This is a genomic window from Pseudomonas sp. B12(2026), from assembly GCF_057767015.1.
The window spans coordinates 1,172,028-1,193,376 of the sequence record NZ_CM173430.1; the positions used below are offsets into that span (position 1 = coordinate 1,172,028).

General features: G+C 65.6%; 21 protein-coding genes and 1 riboswitch. Of the genes, 16 read left to right on the forward strand and 5 right to left on the reverse strand.

The genetic code is table 11. The annotated features are described in order from the left end of the window. The first annotated feature begins 104 nt into the window (after positions 1 to 104). A complete protein-coding gene (locus AC3B6A_RS05540) occupies positions 105 to 1,106 on the forward strand; it encodes a DUF481 domain-containing protein (RefSeq protein ID WP_488401291.1) in 1,002 nt (333 codons plus the stop codon). A gap of 170 nt (positions 1,107 to 1,276) precedes the next feature. On the opposite strand, the gene AC3B6A_RS05545 is transcribed toward AC3B6A_RS05540, so the two are convergent. Continuing rightward, positions 1,277 to 2,035 carry an SDR family oxidoreductase gene (locus AC3B6A_RS05545; RefSeq protein ID WP_488401292.1) on the reverse strand — a complete coding sequence of 253 codons (759 nt, stop codon included), beginning with the start codon at positions 2,033 to 2,035 and terminating at the stop codon, positions 1,277 to 1,279. Positions 2,036 to 2,141: 106 nt separating this feature from the next. On the opposite strand from AC3B6A_RS05545, the gene AC3B6A_RS05550 reads away from it, so the two are divergent. The 6 genes from AC3B6A_RS05550 (at position 2,142) to AC3B6A_RS05575 (ending at position 6,615) form a co-directional block, all read left to right on the forward strand. Further along, positions 2,142 to 2,879 carry a HugZ family pyridoxamine 5'-phosphate oxidase gene (locus AC3B6A_RS05550; RefSeq protein ID WP_488401293.1) on the forward strand — a complete coding sequence of 246 codons (738 nt, stop codon included), beginning with the start codon at positions 2,142 to 2,144 and terminating at the stop codon, positions 2,877 to 2,879. 88 nt (positions 2,880 to 2,967) lie between these two features. Continuing rightward, positions 2,968 to 3,435, forward strand: coding sequence for an FxsA family protein (locus AC3B6A_RS05555; protein ID WP_488401294.1), 468 nt, complete (start codon positions 2,968 to 2,970; stop codon positions 3,433 to 3,435). Between the two features lie 240 nt (positions 3,436 to 3,675). Beyond that, entirely contained in the window at positions 3,676 to 3,969 is a 294-nt protein-coding gene (locus AC3B6A_RS05560) for a co-chaperone GroES (RefSeq protein WP_009617968.1), read from the forward strand. Positions 3,970 to 4,018: 49 nt separating this feature from the next. Beyond that, positions 4,019 to 5,668 carry a chaperonin GroEL gene (gene groL / locus AC3B6A_RS05565; RefSeq protein WP_488401295.1) on the forward strand — a complete coding sequence of 550 codons (1,650 nt, stop codon included), beginning with the start codon at positions 4,019 to 4,021 and terminating at the stop codon, positions 5,666 to 5,668. A gap of 73 nt (positions 5,669 to 5,741) precedes the next feature. Further along, a riboswitch (Fluoride riboswitch) is annotated at positions 5,742 to 5,804 on the forward strand. 66 nt (positions 5,805 to 5,870) lie between these two features. Then, on the forward strand, positions 5,871 to 6,254 hold the full coding sequence (gene crcB, locus AC3B6A_RS05570; protein ID WP_488401296.1) for a fluoride efflux transporter CrcB: 384 nt from the start codon (positions 5,871 to 5,873) through the stop codon (positions 6,252 to 6,254). Between the two features lie 40 nt (positions 6,255 to 6,294). Next, positions 6,295 to 6,615 (forward strand): putative PII-like signaling protein, encoded by a 321-nt coding sequence (locus tag AC3B6A_RS05575; RefSeq protein WP_488401297.1) that lies wholly within the window; start codon positions 6,295 to 6,297, stop codon positions 6,613 to 6,615. A gap of 7 nt (positions 6,616 to 6,622) precedes the next feature. Here the strand turns inward: AC3B6A_RS05575 and AC3B6A_RS05580 are convergent, their stop codons facing one another. After that, positions 6,623 to 7,372 carry a phosphatase PAP2 family protein gene (locus AC3B6A_RS05580; protein WP_488401298.1) on the reverse strand — a complete coding sequence of 250 codons (750 nt, stop codon included), beginning with the start codon at positions 7,370 to 7,372 and terminating at the stop codon, positions 6,623 to 6,625. 179 nt (positions 7,373 to 7,551) lie between these two features. On the opposite strand from AC3B6A_RS05580, the gene AC3B6A_RS05585 reads away from it, so the two are divergent. The 7 genes from AC3B6A_RS05585 to AC3B6A_RS05615 all read left to right on the forward strand — a co-directional run bounded on the left by AC3B6A_RS05585 (position 7,552) and on the right by AC3B6A_RS05615 (position 14,045). Continuing rightward, positions 7,552 to 8,235, forward strand: coding sequence for a response regulator transcription factor (locus AC3B6A_RS05585; RefSeq protein WP_488401299.1), 684 nt, complete (start codon positions 7,552 to 7,554; stop codon positions 8,233 to 8,235). Further along, complete coding sequence (locus tag AC3B6A_RS05590; RefSeq protein ID WP_488401300.1) at positions 8,225 to 9,499, forward strand: sensor histidine kinase; 1,275 nt, start codon at positions 8,225 to 8,227, stop codon at positions 9,497 to 9,499. The genes AC3B6A_RS05585 and AC3B6A_RS05590 overlap by 11 nt, the downstream gene beginning before the upstream one ends. Before the next feature lie 82 nt (positions 9,500 to 9,581). Then, on the forward strand, positions 9,582 to 10,253 hold the full coding sequence (locus tag AC3B6A_RS05595) for a class I SAM-dependent methyltransferase (protein ID WP_488403525.1): 672 nt from the start codon (positions 9,582 to 9,584) through the stop codon (positions 10,251 to 10,253). 2 nt (positions 10,254 to 10,255) lie between these two features. Next, positions 10,256 to 10,960: a lipopolysaccharide kinase InaA family protein gene (locus tag AC3B6A_RS05600; RefSeq protein ID WP_488401301.1), complete on the forward strand. Its 705-nt coding sequence runs from the start codon at positions 10,256 to 10,258 to the stop codon at positions 10,958 to 10,960. Beyond that, complete coding sequence (locus AC3B6A_RS05605) at positions 10,957 to 11,190, forward strand: hypothetical protein (RefSeq protein WP_488401302.1); 234 nt, start codon at positions 10,957 to 10,959, stop codon at positions 11,188 to 11,190. The genes AC3B6A_RS05600 and AC3B6A_RS05605 overlap by 4 nt, the downstream gene beginning before the upstream one ends. Positions 11,191 to 11,280: 90 nt before the next feature. After that, entirely contained in the window at positions 11,281 to 12,474 is a 1,194-nt protein-coding gene (pncB, locus tag AC3B6A_RS05610; RefSeq protein ID WP_488401303.1) for a nicotinate phosphoribosyltransferase, read from the forward strand. A gap of 83 nt (positions 12,475 to 12,557) precedes the next feature. After that, a complete protein-coding gene (locus AC3B6A_RS05615; protein WP_488401304.1) occupies positions 12,558 to 14,045 on the forward strand; it encodes a helicase HerA-like domain-containing protein in 1,488 nt (495 codons plus the stop codon). A 189-nt stretch (positions 14,046 to 14,234) separates the two neighbouring features. Here the strand turns inward: AC3B6A_RS05615 and AC3B6A_RS05620 are convergent, their stop codons facing one another. The 3 genes from AC3B6A_RS05620 to AC3B6A_RS05630 form a co-directional block, all read right to left on the reverse strand. Then, on the reverse strand, positions 14,235 to 16,124 hold the full coding sequence (locus AC3B6A_RS05620; protein WP_488401305.1) for a methyl-accepting chemotaxis protein: 1,890 nt from the start codon (positions 16,122 to 16,124) through the stop codon (positions 14,235 to 14,237). A gap of 393 nt (positions 16,125 to 16,517) precedes the next feature. Beyond that, complete coding sequence (locus AC3B6A_RS05625; protein WP_488401306.1) at positions 16,518 to 18,413, reverse strand: methyl-accepting chemotaxis protein; 1,896 nt, start codon at positions 18,411 to 18,413, stop codon at positions 16,518 to 16,520. 154 nt (positions 18,414 to 18,567) lie between these two features. Further along, on the reverse strand, positions 18,568 to 18,774 hold the full coding sequence (locus AC3B6A_RS05630) for a Flp family type IVb pilin (RefSeq protein ID WP_488403527.1): 207 nt from the start codon (positions 18,772 to 18,774) through the stop codon (positions 18,568 to 18,570). 373 nt (positions 18,775 to 19,147) lie between these two features. Between AC3B6A_RS05630 and cpaB the strand changes: the two genes are divergently transcribed. Next, positions 19,148 to 20,062, forward strand: a complete 915-nt coding sequence (cpaB, locus tag AC3B6A_RS05635) for a Flp pilus assembly protein CpaB (protein ID WP_488401307.1) — start codon at positions 19,148 to 19,150, stop codon at positions 20,060 to 20,062. A gap of 15 nt (positions 20,063 to 20,077) precedes the next feature. Then, positions 20,078 to 21,310 carry a type II and III secretion system protein family protein gene (locus AC3B6A_RS05640; protein ID WP_488401308.1) on the forward strand — a complete coding sequence of 411 codons (1,233 nt, stop codon included), beginning with the start codon at positions 20,078 to 20,080 and terminating at the stop codon, positions 21,308 to 21,310. Positions 21,311 to 21,349: the final 39 nt, after the last annotated feature.

The following is a 21,349-nucleotide window of genomic DNA, read 5'->3' on the forward strand; positions in this document are numbered from 1 at the left end:
GGGGGTGGTGAACTCCCCGGACAGGGGCCGGTCAGTCCTTGCTCATGCGTCGGGTATCTGAATAATGCCCGGCTTTTTGCCCATAGAGCCGTTCATCCTGAGCCATGTTGTCCAGAAACCTGCTGTTCGTTGCCCTTGCCAGTTGTTCACTCTCCGCCGTTGCCGACACCGTCTGGCTGAAGAACGGCGACCGCCTCACCGGCACCATCAAGCTCTACGACGGCGGCAGACTGCTGCTGAGCACCGCCTATGGCGGGGAGATCGCCCTGAAGGGCGACCAGATCGCCACCATCGAGACCGAGCAGAACCTGCTGGTGAAGTACGACGAGGAAACCGGCGAGCACTCCAAGGGCCTCAGGGCGGCTGAGCCGGGCAAGGTCACCCTGGTCAACGGTTCGCCGCGCACGGTGGACGTGGCCAGCATCGAGCAGATGATGCCGCCCAGGCCGATCGTCGAGGACTGGGTGTGGTCCGGCAACGTCGACTTCTCCCTCGACCACAAGCAGAGCGAGAACGATGTCGAGGACTACGATGTCGATTTCAGGACCAACGCCCGCCACGGCCGCTGGCGGCACAACCTGCAGGGCGAGTACAACCGCGAGAAGAAGGACGATTCGGTCAGCACCAACAACTACTCGGGTGAATACGCGCTGGACCGATTCCTCGACGAGCACTGGTTCTGGCAGGGGCAGGCGCAGTACAAGCGCGACTGGGTCGAGGACCTGAGCAAGAAGCGCACCATCGGTACCGGCCCCGGCTACCAGTTCTGGGACAACGAACTGGGCGCCTTCTCCCTGGCCACCCTGATCAATCGCAACGACTACGAATTCGCCGATCACGAGAAGGACCACTTCTACTCCAGCAGCGTGAAGTGGGACTACAACCGCTACCTGCTGGCCAAGCAGTTCGAGCTGTTCACCAATGGCGAGGTCAGCAAGCCGCTGGAGTCCAACGTCGACTACGAGCTGGAGAGCGAGGCGGGCCTGCGCTACAAGCTGACCTCCTGGGCGTCGCTGAGCATGAAAGCGGAGTGGGACAAGCTCAGTGGCCACGACGGTGACGTCAACGAGCGCCGCTATACCCTGGGCCTTGGTGTCGGCTGGTAGCGCTGGCGTGATGGCGCTGTCGTAGGAGCGGATCTTATCCGCGATCCGGCCGCAAGGCCGGCCACAACAACTGTCCCGGCTTCGCCGGGATTTCGCGGAGAAGCTCCGCTCCCACGGGAACCAAATGAAAAAGCCCCGCGCATGGCGGGGCTTTTTCATGGGCGGGCGGATTACAGACGCAGGCCGCCGTCCAGCTCCAGCACGCGGCCGGTGTAGTAGTCGTTCTCGAGGATGTAGGCCACCGAGTGGGCGATTTCCAGCGGCTTGCCCAGGCGCTTGAGCGGAATGCCGGAGGTCATCTTCTCCAGGGCCTCGGGCTTCATGCTGGCGACCATGTCGGTCTCGATGAAGCCGGGCGCCACGCCCGCCACGCGGATGCCATAGCGCGCCAGTTCCTTCGCCCACACCACGGTGTCGGCGGCGACGCCGGCCTTGGCCGCGGAGTAGTTGGCCTGGCCCATGTTGCCGGCGCGGGAGATGGAGGAGATATTGACGATCGCGCCTTCGTTCTTCAGCTCGATCATCTTCGCGGCGACCTCGCGGGTGCAGAGGAACACGCCGGTCAGGTTCACGTCGATCACCGCCTGCCACTGGGCCAGACTCATCTTGGTCATCTCGCCGTCCTTGACCTTGATGGTCAGGCCGTCGCGCAGGATGCCGGCGTTGTTGACCAGGCCGTTGATGGCGCCGAAGTCGCTGGCGACCTGGGCCACCATGTGGGTAACCTGTTCCTCGTCGGCGACGTTGCACAGATAGGCACGGGCGTCACCGCCGGCGGCCTTGCAGGCGGCCACGGCATCGTCCAGCTTTTCACGGTTGAGGTCGACCAGCGCGAGGCGTGCGCCCTTGCCGGCGAGGTACTCGCCCATGGCTCGGCCCAGGCCCTGACAGCCGCCGGTGATGATGATGACCTTGTCTTTCAATTGCATCTGAAGAACCCCACGAGCAGTTACTGGTGAAATGCCTCGCCGGCAGCTGTGAACAGAGTCATCCTGCCCGTCCGTTTGCGACGGATTCTTTGCGAGGAGTCAGAAGGTGAGCGTGAAAGCTGCCAAGCATGCCCGAGAAATGCTGCTCAAGGAATACCGCGCGGTTCTCTCCACCCACTCGAAAAAGTGGCCGGGATTCCCCTTCGGCTCGGTGGTGCCGTATTGCCTGGACCAGACCGGCCGGCCGCTGATCCTGATCAGCCGCATCGCCCAGCACACCCACAACCTGCAGCTCGACGCCAAGTGCTCGCTGCTGATCGGCGAACGCGGCGCCTCCGATATCCAGGCCGCCGGCCGCCTGACCCTGCTGGCCGAGGCGCGGCAGCTCGAGGACGTCGACGCCATCGCCGCCGCTGCCGAGCGCTACTACCGCTATTTCCCCGGTGCGCAGGACTACCACATCGTCCATGACTTCGATTTCTGGGTCCTGGAACCGGTGCAATGGCGCTTCATCGGCGGTTTCGGCGACATCCACTGGCTGGGCGCCGACAGCGTGCCGCTGGCCAATCCCTTCGTCGGCGAGGTGGAGCGGGGCATGGTCGGGCACATGAACAGCGACCATGCCAATGCCGTGGCGCACTATGTCGAACTGGCCGGATTGCCGGGCGACGCCACGCCGGAGCTGGCGGGAATTGATACCGAAGGTTTCCACCTGCGCATCGGCCAGGCCCTGCACTGGCTGCCGTTCCCCGCGCCGTGCAGCGATCCCGGCGAGGTGCGCCAGGCGCTGGTGCAACTGGCGCGGGCGGACGCCTGGCCGGGCAATGAAGTGATCCAGGCCTGAATCATCCCTTGAGCTATCCCTTGAAATCCGGGCGGGGCGTCGCCACCTAGCCTGTTATCCGGGCAAGTGCCCCGCCAAGGATTCATCGATGCGCGTTCCCCTGTTTCTGATTCTGTTGTTCCCGCTGATCGAGCTGGCCGTGATGATCAAGGTCGGCAGCGTGATCGGCGTGGGCTGGACCCTCCTGCTGATCGTCGCCAGCGCCTTCATCGGCGCCGCGCTGCTGCGCGTGGCCGGCGTCGCCACCGCGCTGCGCGCCCGCGAGCGCATGGCCCGCGGCGAGCTGCCCGAGCAGGAAATGCTCGAAGGCCTGATGATCGCCGTCGGTGGCGGCCTGCTGATGCTGCCGGGCTTCATCAGCGACGTCATCGGCATCCTCTGCCTGATTCCCTTCACCCGCTGCCTGATGCTCGGCCGCGTGCGCCGGCGCATGCAGGAGCAGGCCATGCGCCGGCGTGCCTTCGCCGACGATCCGGCCGCCCAGCAGCGTGGCGGCCCCGACGTGATCGAAGGCGAATACCAGCGCCGCGAGGAAGACCGCGACCGTCTGCGTTGAGCCTTGGGCGGCCCCGGCTGCCCGTGGGCGCCGCCCTGCCGAGTAAAATTTTTTTCTTCGCACACTTGAAATGCCCTGCGGCGGCCTTATGTTTCGGACACCGCAAGGTCCCTGTCACACGGACAGGCTGCTCTTTACGCGACTCGCCAACCGGGTCGCAAACCGGCCCCGCCGGATTCAACAAAACCCGCCGGGCATCGATCCGGCCGTTGGAAATCACTGTTTGGGAGAGTTACGACTATGAAGCTTCGTCCTCTGCATGACCGCGTCGTCATCCGTCGCAGCGAGGAAGAGACCAAGACCGCAGGCGGCATCGTGCTGCCGGGTTCCGCAGCCGAGAAGCCGAACCGCGGTGAAGTGGTCGCCGTCGGCGCCGGCCGCGTGCTGGACAACGGCGAAGTTCGCGCTCTGGCAGTGAAAGTGGGTGACAAGGTGGTATTCGGCCCGTACTCGGGCAGCAACGCCATCAAGGTCGACGGCGAAGAGCTGCTGGTGATGGGCGAGTCCGAAATCCTCGCCGTCCTGGAAGACTGATCCAGTCCGCCCCCACCCCCCACTGAATTCGATTTAGAGGAAAGAGAACATGGCTGCCAAAGAAGTTAAGTTCGGCGATTCCGCTCGCAAGAAAATGCTGGTCGGCGTGAACGTGCTGGCCGACGCCGTCAAGGCCACCCTCGGCCCGAAAGGCCGCAACGTCATCCTGGACAAGAGCTTCGGCGCTCCGACCATCACCAAGGACGGCGTTTCCGTCGCCAAGGAAATCGAACTCAAGGACAAGTTCGAGAACATGGGCGCCCAGCTGGTGAAAGACGTTGCCTCCAAGGCCAACGACGCTGCCGGTGACGGCACCACCACCGCTACCGTCCTGGCCCAGGCCATCGTCAACGAAGGCCTGAAGGCCGTCGCTGCCGGCATGAACCCGATGGACCTGAAGCGCGGCATCGACAAGGCCACCGTGGCCATCGTTGCCCAGCTGAAGGACCTGGCCAAGCCGTGCGCCGACACCAAGGCCATCGCCCAGGTCGGCACCATCTCCGCCAACTCCGACGAATCCATCGGCAACATCATTGCCGAAGCCATGGAGAAAGTCGGCAAGGAAGGCGTGATCACCGTTGAAGAAGGCTCGGGCCTGGAAAACGAACTGTCCGTCGTCGAAGGCATGCAGTTCGACCGCGGCTACCTGTCCCCCTACTTCATCAACAAGCCGGACACCATGGTGGCCGAGCTCGACGGCCCGCTGCTGCTGCTGGTCGACAAGAAGATCTCCAACATCCGCGAAATGCTGCCGGTCCTGGAAGCCGTCGCCAAAGCCGGCCGTCCGCTGCTGATCGTGGCTGAAGACGTCGAAGGCGAAGCCCTGGCTACCCTGGTCGTCAACAACATGCGTGGCATCGTCAAGGTCGCGGCCGTCAAGGCTCCGGGCTTCGGCGACCGCCGCAAGGCCATGCTGCAGGACATCGCCATCCTGACCGGCGGTACCGTCATCTCCGAAGAAGTCGGTCTGAGCCTGGAAGGCGCCACCCTGGAGCACCTGGGCAACGCCAAGCGCGTGGTCCTGAGCAAGGAAAACACCACCATCATCGACGGCGCCGGCGCCCAGGCTGACATCGAAGCCCGCGTCCTGCAGATCCGCAAGCAGGTCGAAGAGACCTCCTCGGACTACGACCGCGAGAAGCTGCAAGAGCGTCTGGCCAAGCTGGCCGGCGGTGTTGCCGTGATCAAGGTCGGCGCTGCCACCGAAGTCGAGATGAAAGAGAAGAAGGCCCGCGTCGAAGACGCCCTGCACGCTACCCGTGCCGCGGTGGAAGAAGGCGTGGTTCCTGGCGGCGGCGTTGCCCTGGTTCGTGCTCTGCAGGCCATCGAAGGCCTGAAGGGCGACAATGAAGACCAGAACGTCGGTATCGCCCTGCTGCGTCGCGCCGTCGAGTCTCCGCTGCGCCAGATCGTTGCCAACTCCGGCGACGAGCCGAGCGTGGTGGTCGACAAGGTCAAGCAGGGTTCGGGCAACTTCGGCTACAACGCTGCCACCGGCGTGTACGGCGACATGATCGAGATGGGTATCCTCGATCCGGCCAAGGTCACCCGTTCGGCTCTGCAAGCCGCTGCCTCCATCGGCGGCCTGATGGTCACCACCGAGGCCATGGTTGCCGAAGTGGTCGACGACAAGGCTGCTCCGGCCATGCCGGACATGGGCGGCATGGGTGGCATGGGTGGCATGGGCGGCATGATGTAAGCCACCCGGCACCGGCTGTAAGAAGAAGCCCCGCTTAGGCGGGGCTTTTTCATGCGTGTGGGTTATGCCAGTATGCGCGGCAGGAGATGGCATTCCTCCTTCAACCGCCCTCGTGGCTGATGATGCCTACGCATAGACCTGGAAAGGTGCGTAGGCGCTCGCCTGCAGCCTGTCCAGCCCCCCCACTCCCCAGGACAGGATCATGTGGAAACCCATTCTCGCCGTATCCATCGGAGCCGCCCTTGGCGCCTTGCTGCGCTGGGTGCTCGGGCTCAAGCTCAACTCGCTGCTGCCTTCCATGCCGCCGGGCACGGTGGTCGCCAACCTGGTCGGCGGCTACATCATCGGCGCGGCCATCGCCTTCTTCGCCAACACGCCCGGCCTGGCGCCAGAATGGCGGTTGCTGGTCATCACCGGCTTCTGCGGTGGCCTGACCACCTTTTCGACCTTCTCCGCCGAAGTCGTGGTGCTGCTGCAGCAGGGACGGCTGGCCTGGGCGATGGGAACCATCGCCACGCACCTCGTCGGTTCGTTGCTGATGACCCTGGTCGGACTCTGGTCGGTGCATTGGCTGATGGGCCGCTAGGCGCCAGCGATAGAGAGGCCGCAGGCCTCGGGAGGAAGAGATGAACGGTTTCCAGTTGAAGTTTTTCACCCAGCAGGACCGCAAGCACGCCGGCCTGCCGCTGGCCCAGTGGCTGCTGGAGGAAGCGCGGCGCCAGGGCGTGCGCGGCGCGACGCTGATCAGCGCGAGCGAAGGGTTCGGCAAGACCGGACGGATTCACTACGCGCACTTCTTCGAACTGGCCGACCAGCCGCAGGAGGTCACCATGGCGGTGACCGAAGAGGAATCCGAGCGGATCTTCGCGGTGATCCGCCAGGCCGGTGTCAGGCTGTTCTACGTGAAGACGCCGATTGAGTTCGGCGTCCTCGGCGAGGAAGGCTGAGCCGCGCTCAGCGGCCGTCCGCCGCCGTCGCCCCGGCGGACGCTTCCGCGCCCGGCTGCCGGTTCGGCCGGTACAGCAACAGCGCGTAGAAGCCCAGGCAGATCAGCCAGTCGAACACCGCCGTCCAGATGTTGTGCGAGAGGAAATGCGCACCCTGCAGCATGCGCGACACGGAGAACACGCTCCCCAGGCCCAGGGCGAACCAGAAGGCGTAGCGCGCCAGGCGCGGCCTGCGGTCACGCAGGGCGAAGTACAGGGCGAACAGCACGAACCCCGAGGAAGCGTGTCCGCCCGGCCAGCAGCGGCCCGGGTGGTCGGTCGCCGGGCGCGGGCTGAGCAGCGAGCTGTAGGTTTCCTTGCCGCCGAACTGCGCCAGGTCCCAGGGGCACTGCACCGCGGTGAGCACCTTCAGGGGCGTGACGATGCTCGCCGCGATGCCCATCGCCAGCACCAGGTAGCCCAGTGTCCGGCGGTACTTGCGCAGCGGCGCGTAGACGAAGCCGACCAGCCAGGCGACCAGCGCCGCGACGCTGAGGAGGATGACCAGCTGCTTGGCGCGGTCGTGCAGGATGTCCTCGAGGAACCAGCTGTGGCGTCCGACGAAGCCTTCGCCGGGGCGATACATCCACTGGGCGAGCGTCAGGTCGAGGGTCACCGGCTCGAACGTCAGCAGCAGGGCGGCCACCGCCAGGGGCAGGGCCAGGACCAGCCAGAGATTCAGCGGGCGAGAGCGAGGCGAGGTGATCGAGTCGGACATGGAGGCTCCGGGAAGGTACTGCGGACCACGGCTTCCTGCCGGTGGATGATGCCGCAAGGGGGCCAGTATTTTGCTCCCGTGGGTGTTGCTCCGTTGTCAATCGATTGTGAAATTTTCGTCAAACCGGCTTAAGTTCCATTTAAGGGATATAGGCTAGGGTGCACTTCGGAGGAGAGCACATGCGCATTCTGTTGGTTGAAGACAATCGGGACATTCTGGCCAATATGGCCGACTACCTCGGACTCAAGGGGTACACGGTGGATTGCGCGCAGGACGGGCTTTCCGGGCTGCATCTGGCAGCGACTTCCCATTACGACCTGATCGTGCTCGACGTCATGCTGCCGGGGCTCGACGGCTTCACGCTGTGCCGCCGGCTGCGCGAAGACGCCCGGCGCGATACCCCGGTGATCATGCTCACCGCCCGTGACCAGCTGGACGATCGCCTGCAGGGCTTCCGCTCCGGCGCCGACGACTACCTGCTCAAGCCGTTCGCCCTGTCGGAGCTGGCCGCCCGCATCGAGGCGGTGCTGCGCCGCAGCCAGGGCGGCGGGCGCCGCGAGCTGCAGGTCGGCGAACTGAGCTACAACCTCGACACGCTGGAGGTGAGCCGCAGCGGCAAGCCGCTCAAGCTCAACCCCATCGGCCTGAAGCTGCTGGCGGTGCTGATGCAGAAGAGCCCCCACGTGGTGCGCCGCGATGTGCTCGAAGAGGCGGTCTGGGGTGACGACTGCCCCGACAGCGACAGCCTGCGCAGCCATGTCCACCAGCTTCGCCAGGTGATCGACAAGCCTTTCGATTCGTCGCTGCTGCATACCGTGCATGGCGTCGGCTACCGCCTGGCGGAGGAAGCGAATGGAGTATAAGCAGAGCCTTTCCCGACGGATTGTCTTTGCCTTCGTACTCATGACTGCCGCGGTCGGCGGACTCTTTTCGGTAGGGATCGTCGGAGTGGTCCACGTCGTCGAGGAGCGCCTGATCTCCCACGACCTGGGCGGCGAGCTCGACCGGATCCTGCAGGAGGACCTGAGCACCGGGCAGGTCCCGAAACTCGATCCCGGCATGCGCTTCTTCATCAGCGACGGCGTCGGCGTCTATGCCATGCCGCCGGCGCTGCGCCGCCTGGACAACGGTTTCCACGAAGTCTTCGACGGCGAATTGTCCTTCCACGCGCTGGTCCACGATGAAGGCGGCCGGCGCTTCGTGCTGCTGCAGGACCAGAGCGATTTCGAGGCGCGCGAGCAGGTGCTCTACGCCGCCGTGGTGACCGGCTACGTGCTCAGCCTGACCCTGGCCGGCCTGCTCGGCTGGCTGCTCTCGCGCAAGGTCATGGAGCCGGTGGCCCGCCTGGCGCGACAGGTCCGCCACCGTGACCAACTGCTGGAGCTGGCGCCGCCGATGGCGCCCGACTATGCCAACGACGAAGTGGGTGAACTGGCGGCCGCCTTCGATTACGCCATGGGCCGCCTGCACGACGTGCTGACCCGGGAAAAGCTCTTCACCAGCGACGTCAGCCACGAACTGCGTACACCGCTGATGGTGATCGCCACCAGCTGCGAACTGCTGGCCGAGGAGCCCGGCCTGAGCGCCAGGGCCCGCAGCCAGCTGGCGCGGATGACCAGCGCCTGCGAGGAAATGCGCGACCTGGTGCAGACCTTCCTGTTGCTGGCGCGCGCGCAGCGCAAGGACATGGGCATAGTTCCGCAGTCGGGGTTGCAGCGGATCGCCGAGGAACTGGTCACGCAATGGCGCGGACCGATCGAGGCGAAAGGCCTGCGCCTGGAGTTCGAGGGTGCGGAGGCCATGCCCGGCCATTTCAACGCACCGTTCCTGCGCTCGGTGATGAGCAATTTATTGCGCAATGCCATGCATTACACCGAAGCCGGCAGCATCCGCTTACAACTTTCCGCGGACGGATTTTCTGTCGAGGATACCGGCGCGGGCATTCCCGAAGAGCAGCGCGAGCTCGTGTTCCAACCTTTCGTGCGTGGCGCAAACCCGCGTGGCGAGGGGCTTGGGCTGGGATTGTCGCTGGTCAAGCGGATCTGCGCTTCTGAAGGCTGGGACGTGAGCCTGTGTCCGGTCGAGCCGCATGGCTGCCGTTTCGAGGTCCGCCTGGCCGTCGCTTGACGAAATATTCACAAGTGCATGACCGGCCTGTGACAGGCTGATTCTTATCGTTCTACCCGACATATGGATAGGTATGCATCCGATGAGCGAAAAACCCGTCGACCTGGAGTTTTCCCAGAAATACGACCGCGAGCACGCCGAACGCTATCTGCGTAAGCACCAGGCCGGATTGTCGCGGAAACTTTCCCACTGGCGGGATGTGCAAGTAGCCCGCCAGGCGCTCAAGCTCGCCGGTCAGCCCAATCTGGTGCTCGACCTGCCGTGCGGCGCCGGACGCTTCTGGCCGATGCTGGCCGAAAAGGAAAACCGCGTGATCATCGGCGCCGACAACTCGCCGGACATGATCGCCGTCGCCTGCGCCGGCCAGCCGGAAGAGGTTGTAAAACGCGTTCGGCCTTTGCACACTTCCGCGTTTGCCATCGATTTGCCGGACAACGCCGTCGACAGCATCTTCTCGATGCGCCTGATGCACCACATCGGCGAGGCGGACGACCGACGGACCATGCTGCGCGAGTTCCACCGCGTCACCCGTGACTCGGTGATCCTGTCGATGTGGGTGGATGGCAACTTCAAGTCCTGGAAACGCAAGCGCGCCGAAGCCTCCCGCAAGAAGCACGCCTACCAGAACCGTTTCGTGATTCCGGCCCAGACCATCGAGGCGGAGTTCCGCCAAGCGGGTTTCAAGGTTCAGGATCACATCGATTTCGTCCCGTTCATCCACATGTGGCGGGTCTACATTCTGCGTAAGGAGTAACGATGTCCGCTGATCTGGCATCTCTGCAGCAAATTTCCGGTGAAAACGCCATCGATCGCTGGTTGCAGATTCCCGGCAAATGGGTAGAGGAACCGAATCGGCGGCGCGGCGGCGAAAGCGGTGTGCAGCGTGTCCTGACAGCCGACGGACGCCTGCTGTACCGCAAGCAGCAGATGGGGCACATCTACCGCGATCTGCTGCATCCCTTCGGTTTTCCCACCGCCATCCGCGAGCGTGACGCGCTGAAGGCCGCCGAGGCCCTGGGCGTGAAGGTGCCGACCCTGGTCTACGCCGGTTGCCGCAAGGTCAACGGCGAATGGCAGGCGCTGCTGGTCACCGAATCCCTCGACGGTTTCTCCAGCCTGGAAGACTGCTACGCCCGTGGCGACCGCGAACGCTGGGGCGAAGCGTTGCACCAAAGAATTCTGCAACAATACGGTAGTACCCTCGCCAAACTTAACGCCGGCCACTGGCAGCATGGCTGCCTGTACCTCAAGCACGTCTTCGTGCGGGTGGACGGCGACAGGATCGAAGTGGCACTGATCGACCTGGAGAAGGCCCGCCGACGCTTCAGCGCCCAGCGCGCCGCGCGTCATGACCTCCGCCAGGTGAAACGCCGTTCGTCGTGGACAGAAGCGCAGTGGCAGGCGTTTGTCTATGGTTACCAAGCGGCGTTTGGCAGCGCCATCAAAGGGTTGCAGACATGAAATTAGAAGTTACGCGAAGTTTGCTCCTGCTCGGCGCGCTCGGGGTGGCGACCCTGGCTGCGGCAGCCTGGCATGAACCCTCCCCCTCGGTCGTTTCCACCAGGGCTGATCTGGACGCCTGTCCGATGCCGCCCAACATGCGTGCCAAGCAACAGGTCGCGAGTCCCGACAAGGACCTGCTGCTGTTCCTGTTCGGCATGTCGCAGGGTGGAGTCGCGCAATCGCGCTGACTTCGCGTATCTGACGAGAACCCCGCTTCGGCGGGGTTTTTTGTGGGCGGCGGGTTAGACTGCTGCTTCGAAGCCTGCGACGAGACGAGCATGAGCGACAGCGCATTTTCCCGGCGGATCGTGCAGAACCTGCTGGACACCGACTTCTACAAGCTGAGCATGATGCAGGCGGTGCTGCACAACTACCCCAACGCCGAAGTGGAGTGGGAGTTCCGCTGCCGCAACGAGGAGGACCTGCGCGCCTACCTCGACCCCGTGCGCGAGCAGATCGAGCACCTGTCGGAGCTGTCGTTCGCGCCCCAGGAGCTGGCCTTCCTCGAACGCATTCCATTCTTCACGCCGGACTTCATCCGCTTCCTCGGCCTGTTCCGCTTCAACCCCTGCTACGTGCAGCTGGGTGTCGAGAATGGCGAATTCTTCCTCCGCCTCAAGGGCCCCTGGCTGCACGTGATCCTCTTCGAGGTGCCGCTGCTGGCGACCATCAGCGAAGTGCGCAACCGCCACCGTTATCCGGGGGCCTCGCTGGCCGCCGTGCGCGATCGCCTGCAGGAGAAGCTCGACTGGCTGCGCGGCGAAGCCAGCGCCGAGGAGCTGGCCGGCTTCAAGATGGCCGACTTCGGCACCCGCCGGCGCTTCTCCTATCCGGTACACGAAGCCGTGGTGCGCGACCTGCGCGACGGCTTCCCCGGCCACTTCGTCGGCACCAGCAACGTGCACCTGGCGCGCACGCTGGGGGTGAAGCCGCTGGGCACCATGGCCCACGAATGGCTGATGGCGCACCAGCAGCTCGGCCCGCGGCTGATCGACAGCCAGGCCGCCGCGCTGGACTGCTGGGTCCGCGAATACCGCGGCCTGCTGGGGATCGCCCTGACCGACTGCATCACCATGGATGCCTTCCTGGCCGATTTCGACCTGTATTTCGCCAAGCTCTTCGACGGCCTGCGCCACGACTCGGGCGACCCGCTGGAGTGGGCGGAAAAGGCCATCCGTCACTACGAGCACCTGGGCATCGACCCGCGCGGCAAGACCCTGGTGTTCTCCGACGGCCTGAACCTGCCGCGCGCCCTGGAAATCTACCGGGCGGTGCGCGGCCGCATCGATGTCAGCTTCGGCATCGGCACCCATTTCACCTGCGATGTGCCCGGCGTCGTGCCGATGAACATCGTGCTGAAGATGACCGCTTGCAACGGCCAGCCGGTGGCGAAGATTTCCGACACGCCGGGCAAGACCCAGTGCAGGGACGAGAATTTCCTCCACTACCTCAAGCATGTCTTCAAGGTCTGAGCGCGCCGGTTTGCACAGTGCAGCGTGACGCGCCAGTCTTGGTGGACGAACCATCGCGACCATCCATATCAGGGGAATGACGGATGCCAGCAACGAACGAACTCATCATTGGCGCAGGTCCCGACGGCCAGCCGGTCGGCCAGCCCTGGAAGCTCGCCAACCGCCACGGCCTGATCGCCGGCGCCACCGGCACCGGCAAGACGGTCACGCTGCAACGCCTGGCCGAATCCTTCAGCGACGCCGGCATCGCGGTCTTCGCCGCCGACATCAAGGGTGACCTGTGCGGCATCGCCGCCGCCGGCAACCCGCAGGGCAAGGTGGCCGAGCGCATCGCCAGCATGCCCTGGCTGAACCACAAGCCGCAGGCCTACCCGGTGAGCATCTGGGACGTCGCCGGCAAGACCGGCCACCCGCTGCGCACCACGCTGTCGGAAATGGGCCCGCTGCTGCTGGCCAACCTGCTGGAGCTGACCGAAAGCCAGCAGGCGGCGCTGTTCGCCGCGTTCAAGGTGGCCGACCGCGAAGGCCTGCTGCTGCTCGACCTGAAGGACCTCAAGGCGCTGCTCAACCACTTCAAGGAGCACCCGGAAATCCTCGGCGAGGACCGCGCGCTGTTCACCGGCGCCTCCTCCCAGGCCCTGCTGCGGCGCCTGGCGCTGCTGGAGCAGCAGGGCGCCGAGGAGTTCTTCGGCGAGCCGGCGCTGCAACTGGAAGACCTGTTGCGCCCCGAGGCCGACGGTCGCGGGCGCATCCACCTGCTCGACGCCAGCAAGCTGGTGCACGAGGCGCCAAAGGTCTACGCCACCTTCCTGCTCTGGCTGCTGGCGGAACTGTTCGAGCAGCTGCCCGAGCGTGGCGACGCCGACAAACCCGTCCTCGCGCTGTTCTTCGATGAGGCGCACCTGCTGTTCAACGGCACGCCCAAGGCGCTGCAGGACCGCCTGGAGCAGGTGGTGCGGCTGATCCGTTCCAAGGGCGTGGGCGTGTACTTCGTCACCCAGTCGCCGAGCGACCTGCCAGACGACGTGCTGGCGCAGCTGGGCCTGCGCATCCAGCACGGCCTGCGCGCCTTCACCGCCAAGGAGCAGAAGTCGCTGCGCGCGGTGGCCGACGGCTTCCGTCCCAACCCGGCGTTCGACGCCCTTGCGGTGCTGACCGAGCTGGGCATCGGCGAGGCGCTGGTGGGCACGCTGGAGGAGAAGGGCACGCCGGCCATGGTCCAGCGCGTCGCCGTGGCGCCGCCGCAATCGCGTATCGGCCCGCTGAGCGACGCCGAGCGCGCGGAGCTGATCCGCCGTTCGCCGCTGGCCGGCCGCTATGACCAGCCGATCGACCGCGAATCCGCCTACGAGCGTCTGACCGGCCGCGCCGACGACAAGATGGCGCCGACCCAGGAAAAACCCGAAGAGAAGGGTGTCGGCAGCGACCTCGGCGGACTGGCCGGCGAGCTGCTCGGCACCCTGGCCAGCCAGACGGCGAAGACCGTGGTGCGGCAGGCGGCCAACCAGATCGGTCGGCAGTTGGTGCGCGGGTTGATGGGGGCGTTGCTGGGCGGGAGCAAGCGGCGCTGAGGGGGGGGCGGGCTGTGCCCGCCCTTCGCGGATGAGATCCGCTCCTACGAAAGCGATTCACCCTGAGGCATTGTCGCCGGGCGGTTCGCGAGCAAGCTCGCTCCTACAGGTCGGGGCGAGTCTTGTAGGCGCGAGCTGGCTCGCGAACGAAAAAGGCGCCCGAAGGCGCCTTTTTCATTGCCGCACCGATCAGATGCGGAAACTGTCCACCAGATGCCGCAGGCGGCCGGCCTGGTTCTCCAGGTCGGCACAGGCGCGCAGGGTGGCCTGGAGGTTTTCCACGCCTTCCTGGTTCAGCGTGTTGATCTCGGTGATGTCCATGTTCAGCGAGTCGACCACGGCGGTCTGCTCCTCGGTGGCGGTGGCCACCGACTGGTTCATCGCGTCGATCTCGCCGATGCGGTGGGTGACGCTGGCCAGGCGCTCGCCGGCGCGGTTGGCGATCTCCACGCTTTCCAGGCTGTAGCGCTGGCTTTCGGTCATGGTGTCCACGGCCTCGCGGGCGCCGACCTGCAGCTCCTCGATCATCTTCTGGATTTCCTGCGCCGACTCCTGGGCGCGGTGGGCCAGGTTGCGCACCTCGTCGGCGACCACGGCGAAGCCACGACCGGCCTCGCCAGCGCGGGCGGCTTCGATGGCGGCGTTCAGCGCCAGCAGGTTGGTCTGCTCGGAGATGCCTTTGATCACTTCGAGAATCTGCCCGATGTTCACCGTGCGGCTGTTCAGCGCCTCGATGTTGGCGCAGGCCGAGCTGATCTTGTCGGAGAGCTGGTTCATCGCGCTGATGCTCTGCTCGACCACCTGGCGCCCGTCGCCGGCCTGGTGCGAGGCGTCGGTGGCGTGGTGCGAGGCATCGGCGGCGTTGCGGGCGATTTCCTGGGCGGCGGCGCCCAGCTCGTTGATCGCGGCGGCGACGCTGTTGGTGCGGTTGGCCTGCTCGTCGGAGTTGCTCATCGATGAGTTGGACGCGTTGACCACCAGTTGCGAGACGTCATGCAGGCTGCGCGCGGTGGAGGCGACTTCGCGGATCGATTCGTGGATGCGCTCGACGAAGCGGTTGAAGGCGTTGGCCAGCACGCCGAACTCGTCGTTGCTGGCGACCTTCAGGCGCTGGGTGAGGTCGCCGTCGCCCTGGGCGATGTCCTGCATGGCGCGGCCCATGTTGGTCAGCGGGGTCATCAGCACGCGGATCAGCATGCCCAGCAGGAGCAGGATGGCGACGATGGCGATGACCGCGGCGACGATGGCCGAGGTGCGGAACTTGTTCAGCATGGCGTAGGCGGCGTCCTTGTCGATGGACAGGCCGATGTACCAGTTCACCGAGGGCAGCCCCTTCACCTGGGTGAAGCTGAGGATGCGGGTCTGGCCGTTGCTCTCGGCCTCGCTGAAGCCGGCGCCGACCTTCGGCGTGTTCCGCGGGTAGACGTCGGCCAGGGACTTCATGACCAGGTTCCTGTCCGGGTGCACGAGGATCTTGCCGTCGCCGCTGACCAGGAAGGCGTAGCCCATGCCGCTGAAGTCCAGCGAGTTGATGATCTGCACCAGGGTCTGCAGGCCGAGGTCGCCACCGACCACGCCCAGGGTCTTGCCGCCGGCGCGGGCCGGGGTGGCCACGGTCATGATCAGTTGCTGGGTCGCGGCGTCGATGTACGGCTCGGTGAGCGTGGTGCCGCCGGCGGCCAGGGCGTCCTTGTACCAGGGGCGGGTGCGCGGGTCGTAGCCGTCGGGCATGGCGTCGTTGGGGCGCATGGTGAAGGCGCCGTCTTCCTGCCCCAGGTAGGTGAACATGAAGGTCTTGTGCAGGGTGTCCTGCTCCAGCAGGCCGGTGAGGTGTTCCGGCGAGCTGTCGCGGGCGAGGGTCTGGGCGGTGTTCTCGATCAGCAGCAGCCGGCCGCTCAGCCAGTTCTGGATATTGCTGGCGGTCACGTCGCCCATTTCCCGCAGGTAGTTTTCGAGATCCTCGCGGATCGCGTTGCGCTGCAGGTAGTCGTTGTAGAGGGTGAAGAGGGCGAAAGCGGAGAAAACAACAAGCGAGGCGGCCAGGAGGATCTTATGGCTGAATTTCAGGCTCTTGATCATGCTGCGTCGAATCCGGAAGTAGTGGGATGCCTGAACGGCGGCGGTCCGGGCGACAGGTCCGATGTCGCCGTGGAACGTCCGTCCCCGTGGTGTGAAACGGACGGCGCCGGCGCGGCGGATAGCCGTGCGGGCGTGGCCGGAACTCCCTTGTCCCGGCGGTGACGACAGGCCCGGTTTGTTGGTGGTATCAGGGGCCTTCACCCTTGGTTTCGGCGCGGCCCAGGGAAGCTTGAAAGAGTCGGACGAACGGTAGGCGTGGCTCTGACGCGGGTGTTTCAGCGGTGAGACAGGTTGGTTGCCAGCGAGCAAGCCAGGCTCGACCTGACCTGTAGGAGCGAGCTTGCTCGCGAACGAAAAAGGCGCCCGAAGGCGCCTTTTTCATTGCCGCACCGATCAGATGCGGAAGCTGTCCACCAGATGCCGCAGGCGGCCGGCCTGGTTCTCCAGGTCGGCGCAGGCGCGCAGGGTGGCCTGGAGGTTTTCCACGCCTTCCTGGTTCAGCGTGTTGATCTCGGTGATGTCCATGTTCAGCGAGTCGACCACGGCGGTCTGTTCCTCGGTGGCGGTGGCCACCGACTGGTTCATCGCGTCGATCTCGCCGATGCGGTGGGTGACGCTGGCCAGGCGCTCGCCGGCGCGGTTGGCGATCTCCACGCTTTCCAGGCTGTAGCGCTGGCTCTCGGTCATGGTATCCACGGCCTCGCGGGCGCCGACCTGCAGCTCCTCGATCATCTTCTGGATTTCCTGCGCCGACTCCTGGGCGCGGTGCGCCAGGTTGCGCACCTCGTCGGCGACCACGGCGAAGCCACGACCGGCCTCGCCGGCGCGGGCGGCTTCGATGGCGGCGTTCAGCGCCAGCAGGTTGGTCTGCTCGGAGATGCCTTTGATCACCTCCAGAATCTGCCCGATGTTCACCGTGCGGCTGTTCAGCGCCTCGATGTTGGCGCAGGCCGAGCTGATCTTGTCGGACAACTGGTTCATCGCGCTGATGCTCTGCTCGACCACCTGGCGGCCGTCGCCGGCCTGGTGCGAGGCGTCGGTGGCGTGGTGCGAGGCATCGGCGGCGTTGCGGGCGATCTCCTGGGCGGCGGCGCCCAGTTCGTTGATCGCGGCGGCGACGCTGTTGGTGCGGTTGGCCTGCTCGTCGGAGTTGCTCATCGACGAGTTGGAGGCGTTGACCACCAGCTGCGAGACGTCGTGCAGGCTGCGCGCGGTGGAGGCGACTTCGCGGATCGATTCGTGGATGCGCTCGACGAAGCGGTTGAAGGCGTTGGCCAGCACGCCGAACTCGTCGTTGCTGGCGACCTTCAGGCGCTGGGTGAGGTCGCCGTCGCCCTGGGCGATGTCCTGCATGGCGCGGCCCATGTCGGTCAGCGGCGCCATCAGCACGCGGATGAGCATGCCCAGCAGGAGCAGGATGGCGACGATGGCGACCACCGTGGCGATGATGGCCGAGGTCCGGAAGTCGCTGAGCATGGCGTAGGCGGCGTCCTTGTCGAGCACCAGCGCGACATACCAGTTGGCGCCCGGGAGGCCTTCGACATGGGTCATGGAGACCAGCTGGGTACGGCCGTCGGCGACGACTTCCTGGACCCCGGGGCGGACTTGCGGGGTGCCGCGCGGGTAGACCTCGGCGAGATTCTTGAAGTCCTTGTCGACATCCGGGTGGATGAGGATCTTGCCGGCGTCGCTGACCAGGAAGGCGTAGCCGTCGCCGTTGAAGTTCAGCGAGTTGATGATGCCGGTGATGGTCTCCAGCTTCATGTCGCCGGTGGCCACGCCGAGCAGTTGGCCGTTGCGCATGACCGGCATGGACATGGCGAGGATCGGCTCCTTGGTGCCGGCATCCAGGAAGGGCTCGGTGACGACCAGCCCGCCGGCCGCCACGGCGCCCTTGTACCAGCTGCGCTGGCGCGGGTCATAGTCGTCGGGCATGGGCGAGAAGGGGCGGATGGTGAAGACGCCGGTGGCGGCTTCGCCCAGGTAGACCGAGAGGAAGTTCCGTTGCAGCGCGGGTTGCTCCAGCAGGTGCAGGATGCGTTCGGCGCTGGGGTCGGCTTCGCCCAGTTGCGCGCCGAGCATTTCCACCAGGTGGATGCGGCCTTCCAGCCAGCTCTGGATATTGCTGGCGGTCAGGCTGCCGATCTGGTGCAGGGAGGTCTCGGTGTCGGCCTGGATGGCCTGACGCTGGCGGAAGTCGTTGAAGAGGATGAAGCAGGCGAAGGCGAAGATGACCACGAGGGAGGCCGCCAGAAGAATCTTCCTGGCGAAGGACAGCGAGCGAAGCATTGGAAAAGCATCCTGCAGGTGAAACGAAGGGATAGGCAGGATGTATCGGCCGTTTGCTCGAAGACTTTAACTTGAATATGGACATACGCCCGGCCGCAACGAATTGCAGCCGGGAGGAAGTTCTTTGGTTGTGTTGCGGAAGTGTATTTTCCGCTTACTCCGAAGCTGGTGTCCCGCTTGGCAGCGCGTTGCTGATATTGGTGAACATGCTGTTGATATCAAGTCCGAGGCTACGTGCCCCGGCAATGATGACCACCGCGATCAACCCGGCAATTACCGCATATTCGATAGCGGTTGCACCTTCCCGTTCGGTCAGTAGCGCTTTTGCCTTGCAGTAGAACTTCAGACTCAGGTCTTTGATATTCAGGTTCATCGCGGTTGCTCCTTGCAGCACCACCGGGGCGGCGCCCCGACTTCACCGTCAGGCTAGGCCCGGCATGGCGGAATGCAATTGATCAAATGGCACTAATACAAAAGTTATAGTCATGGCGAAGTAGAACTAACTGAGGATTGGAAATTTATCGCCGGCATTTGACGCTATTACCGCAGCAACTAAATTCTGCTTTGGAACAAGCAGTTGGCCATTATGCGGAAAGGTTATTTCTGAATTTCCCCAGGCGGCCGAAATAACGACAAGGGTCTGAAGGACGTATGCCGGTGCTGCCGGTGTTGTGACTTCCGATCAGGCTGTGGACCTTGGGTCCACGCGTCCCGATAACGCCAAGGATGTGGACATGAATAGCAAGGTGCTGATGGTTTTCGCCGGGCTGTTGCTGTTGTGCGCAGGGGTTGTGGGATATCTGGGACTGTCGCTGGGCAAGCCGGCGGCGCCGGTCGCCGGCGCGGCGCAGGAGGTGGCGCCCGCCGCGCTGGCGGAGGCGGACAAGCTGCAACGCACGCCGGTGGTGGTGGCGCGGCGCGACCTCGCGGCGCTGACGGTGATCGGCAAGGACGATCTCGCCATCGAGCTGCTGCACACCGCCCCGGCCGGCAGCTACCCCAGGCCCGAGGCGCTGGTCGGGCAGCGCGTGTGGGTCGCGGTGCCGGCCGGCAGCATCGTTTCCGCCGCGCTGGTGGAGCCGGGCGGGCCGCTGGCGCGGACCATCCGCCCGGACGAGCGGGCCATGGCCATCGCGGTGGACGAGGTGATCGGCGGCGGCGGCTTCGTGCTCCCCGGCGACTACGTCGACGTCATGCTGTTCGTCCAGGACCAGCAGAGCACCGACCGCGTCCTCAGCGCCCAGGTGGTGCTGCCCGGAGTGCGCGTCCTCACCTATGGCGAGCAGATCGCCGTCGCCCGCGACGGCCAGGTGCGCAACGGCGGCGATCCGAAGGACAAGACCCCGCGCCCGCCGCGCACCGCGGTGCTGGCCGTGCCGGCCGAGGCCGCCGCGCGCCTGATGCTGGCCAGCCAGGCCGGCTCGCTGCGCCTGGCGGTGCGCAGCAAGGACGAGAACCTCTACGAGAAGGAGCAGCAGGGCGGCTATATCCAGGCCTCGCTGAATGCCGCCGGCAGCCAGCCGGTCACCCTCGAACAACTGCTCGGCAAGGCCCGTCCGGCGCCCGCCGTGCGGCAGGTTCCGGCGTCGGCGGTGAGCCCGGGCGTCGTGGTCTACCGCGGTACCACCGTTACCCGCGAAGCACATTGAGCAAGGAGCGCATCGATGCCCAAGCGCCTCATCCTGTCGCTGGCCGCGCTGCTGGCCTGTGCCGTCCACTCGGCCGCGCAGGCGGTGCCGAGCGCCTGCGCCGGATTCTCCGGCCGGCAGTTGACCCTCGACGTCCAGCAGGGCGCCCAGCTCGACCAGCAGCTGCCGGTGCCGATCAAGCGCCTGGCCATCGGCGATCCGGAGATCGCCGACGTGCAGGTGGTCGACAAGCGTGACTTCCTCATCACCGGCAAGGCCGAGGGCCTGACCAGCCTGCTGATCTGGACCCCCTGCAGCGACCAGCCGATGAGCAGCGTGGTGCGCGTCGGCTCGCGGGCGATCGCCGATGCCGGCGGCGTGCCGGGCAACCTCGCCGCCGGGCTGTCCAACCAGGTGCAGACCGACATCCGCTTCGTCGAAGTCAGCCGCAGCAAGCTCAAGCAGGCCAGCACCTCGCTGGTGCGGCGCGGCTCGAACACCTTCGTGCTCGGCTCGCCGGGCAGCCTGGGCGGCCTGCAGCTGGACAGCGCGGGCAACCTGGGGGGCACCTTCGGCACCGCCAACGGCGGCTTCAACATCATCTGGGGCGGCGGCAGCAGCAAGTGGCTGGGCTTCATCAATGCCCTGGAGGGCAGCGGTTTCGCCTACACCCTGGCACGCCCGAGCCTGGTGGCCACCAGCGGGCAGAGCGCCTCGTTCCTCGCCGGCGGCGAGTTCCCCATCCCGGTGCCCAACGGCAACAACGACACCATCACCATCCAGTACAAGGAATTCGGCGTCCGCCTGACCCTGACCCCCACGGTGATGGACGACAGGCGCATCGCCCTGAAAGTGGCGCCGGAAGTCAGCGAGCTGGACTTCTCCAGCGGCATCCGCACCAACGACATCGCGGTGCCGGCCCTGACCGTGCGGCGCACCGACACCAGCGTGATGCTGGCCGACGGCGAGAGCTTCGTGATCAGCGGGCTGATCAGCAGCAGCACCATCAGCAACATCGACAAGTTCCCCTTCCTCGGCAGCCTCCCGGTGATCGGCGCGCTGTTCCGCTCCTCGAACCTGGACAAGGACGACCGCGAGCTGCTGATGATCGTCACCCCGCACCTGGTCCAGCCGCTGGCGGCGAGCGCGGCGCTGCCGACGCTGCCCGGCGAGGGCCTGCGCAAGTACGACCCCGGGTTCGGCGAGTTCTATTTCCTCGAGGACGGCCGCTTCGACCAGCGCCGGGCCAGCAGCGGGATGTCGCGCTGATGGACACCTATGACGCGGCACCCCGCCAGAGAACGGGCC

Coding starts and splice junctions, on each gene's coding strand:
- AC3B6A_RS05540 (WP_488401291.1), top strand. CDS start 105: ATGTTGTCCAGAAACCTGCTGTTCGTTGCCCTTGCCAGTTGTTCACTC.
- AC3B6A_RS05545 (WP_488401292.1), bottom strand. CDS start 2,035: ATGCAATTGAAAGACAAGGTCATCATCATCACCGGCGGCTGTCAGGGC.
- AC3B6A_RS05555 (WP_488401294.1), top strand. CDS start 2,968: ATGCGCGTTCCCCTGTTTCTGATTCTGTTGTTCCCGCTGATCGAGCTG.
- AC3B6A_RS05560 (WP_009617968.1), top strand. CDS start 3,676: ATGAAGCTTCGTCCTCTGCATGACCGCGTCGTCATCCGTCGCAGCGAG.
- groL (WP_488401295.1), top strand. CDS start 4,019: ATGGCTGCCAAAGAAGTTAAGTTCGGCGATTCCGCTCGCAAGAAAATG.
- crcB (WP_488401296.1), top strand. CDS start 5,871: ATGTGGAAACCCATTCTCGCCGTATCCATCGGAGCCGCCCTTGGCGCC.
- AC3B6A_RS05575 (WP_488401297.1), top strand. CDS start 6,295: ATGAACGGTTTCCAGTTGAAGTTTTTCACCCAGCAGGACCGCAAGCAC.
- AC3B6A_RS05580 (WP_488401298.1), bottom strand. CDS start 7,372: ATGTCCGACTCGATCACCTCGCCTCGCTCTCGCCCGCTGAATCTCTGG.
- AC3B6A_RS05585 (WP_488401299.1), top strand. CDS start 7,552: ATGCGCATTCTGTTGGTTGAAGACAATCGGGACATTCTGGCCAATATG.
- AC3B6A_RS05590 (WP_488401300.1), top strand. CDS start 8,225: ATGGAGTATAAGCAGAGCCTTTCCCGACGGATTGTCTTTGCCTTCGTA.
- AC3B6A_RS05595 (WP_488403525.1), top strand. CDS start 9,582: ATGAGCGAAAAACCCGTCGACCTGGAGTTTTCCCAGAAATACGACCGC.
- AC3B6A_RS05600 (WP_488401301.1), top strand. CDS start 10,256: ATGTCCGCTGATCTGGCATCTCTGCAGCAAATTTCCGGTGAAAACGCC.
- AC3B6A_RS05605 (WP_488401302.1), top strand. CDS start 10,957: ATGAAATTAGAAGTTACGCGAAGTTTGCTCCTGCTCGGCGCGCTCGGG.
- pncB (WP_488401303.1), top strand. CDS start 11,281: ATGAGCGACAGCGCATTTTCCCGGCGGATCGTGCAGAACCTGCTGGAC.
- AC3B6A_RS05615 (WP_488401304.1), top strand. CDS start 12,558: ATGCCAGCAACGAACGAACTCATCATTGGCGCAGGTCCCGACGGCCAG.
- AC3B6A_RS05620 (WP_488401305.1), bottom strand. CDS start 16,124: ATGATCAAGAGCCTGAAATTCAGCCATAAGATCCTCCTGGCCGCCTCG.
- AC3B6A_RS05625 (WP_488401306.1), bottom strand. CDS start 18,413: ATGCTTCGCTCGCTGTCCTTCGCCAGGAAGATTCTTCTGGCGGCCTCC.
- cpaB (WP_488401307.1), top strand. CDS start 19,148: ATGAATAGCAAGGTGCTGATGGTTTTCGCCGGGCTGTTGCTGTTGTGC.
- AC3B6A_RS05640 (WP_488401308.1), top strand. CDS start 20,078: ATGCCCAAGCGCCTCATCCTGTCGCTGGCCGCGCTGCTGGCCTGTGCC.